At 68.8% G+C, this 1127-nt stretch carries 2 protein-coding genes; both read right to left on the reverse strand.

Annotation, left to right across the window (positions count from 1 at the left end; genetic code table 11):
• A partial coding sequence (locus U1737_RS20580) for a 3-keto-5-aminohexanoate cleavage protein (RefSeq protein ID WP_332798085.1) occupies positions 1-339 on the reverse strand: 339 nt, incomplete at its 3' end.
• A 154-nt stretch (positions 340-493) separates the two neighbouring features.
• On the reverse strand, positions 494-1127 hold a 634-nt coding region (locus U1737_RS20585), incomplete at its 5' end, for an MFS transporter (RefSeq protein ID WP_503676868.1).

Here is a 1127-nt window from a genome sequence, read left to right on the forward strand (position 1 = left end):
CGAGCAGAGCTCCGGGCGAGCCGCCCGCGCGCCTTCGAGCCGCGCGTCGAGCGACATGGTCGCGCTGCCGCCGGTCGAGATGTTGATGACGGCGTCGGTCGCCTGCTTGATCCGCGGCAGGAACGCCATGAAATGCTCGGCGGACGGGCTCGGGCTGCCATCGGCGGGGTTGCGTGCGTGCAGATGCAGGATCGACGCGCCGGCCTCGGCCGCCTCGATCGCCGCCTGGGCGATCTGATCCGGCGTGACCGGCAGATAGGGCGACATCGAGGGGGTGTGAATCGACCCCGTCGGCGCGCAGGTGATGATGACCTTGCGCGCCTTGCCTTGCTGCTTCATTTCGCGATCCGCCTGACAGAATATTGAGCTTCGATCGCCCGCCGGACACCCCCGCGACAGCGGGGGCGAGACGCCGAGCGGATCCGGTCTGGCGGATCGGCGCACCGCCTGCTTATCCGACCCGGCACACAAGCTTGTGGCGAGCGGAATGGCGTCAGCGCGCGGCCTGCCCTCCCGGCGTCGTCCGCGCGGCGACCGCGAGGCCGAGCGCACAGAACAGGAGGGTGATCGGGCAGATCGCGAGAAAGGCGAAGCTGCGCAGCAGCGGCAGCTGACTCGAAAGGACGACCGCACCGAGCAGTGGACCCGCGACGCCGGCGATCTTGCCGATCGACGCGGCCCAGCCGGCGCCGCTGGCCCGCACGCTGCTGGGATAGAAGATGCCGGCAATCGAGATGATCCCGAAATGGGCACCGCTGACCAGCATCGTCGACAGGATGAAGCTCGGCACGAAGAGCGGAGCCGGCACCGCATCGAACCCGATCAGCAGCAGCACCGGAGCGGAGAACAAGGGGTAGAAGGCGACGGCGGCGGGGCCGTATTTGTCGGTGAAGCGCATCAGCGCCAGGCCGGCAACGGCGCCCAGCAAACCCCCGATCGCCGAGACATTGGCGGCCACGTGCCGCGGAACGTCCAGCCCCTCAAGCACCAGCGGGCCCCAGGACGCCTTGAAATAGATCGCCATGCTGCTGACCATATAGCCCAGCCAGAGCAGCGGGGTGATCACTGCCAGCCGATCCCGGAACAGCGCGCGGACATGGAACTTCGCCGGTGCCCCGGCTTCGTCG

Origin of the sequence: Sphingomonas fucosidasi (genome assembly GCF_036663855.1) — a bacterium.
Classification (GTDB): domain Bacteria; phylum Pseudomonadota; class Alphaproteobacteria; order Sphingomonadales; family Sphingomonadaceae; genus Sphingomonas; species Sphingomonas faeni_B.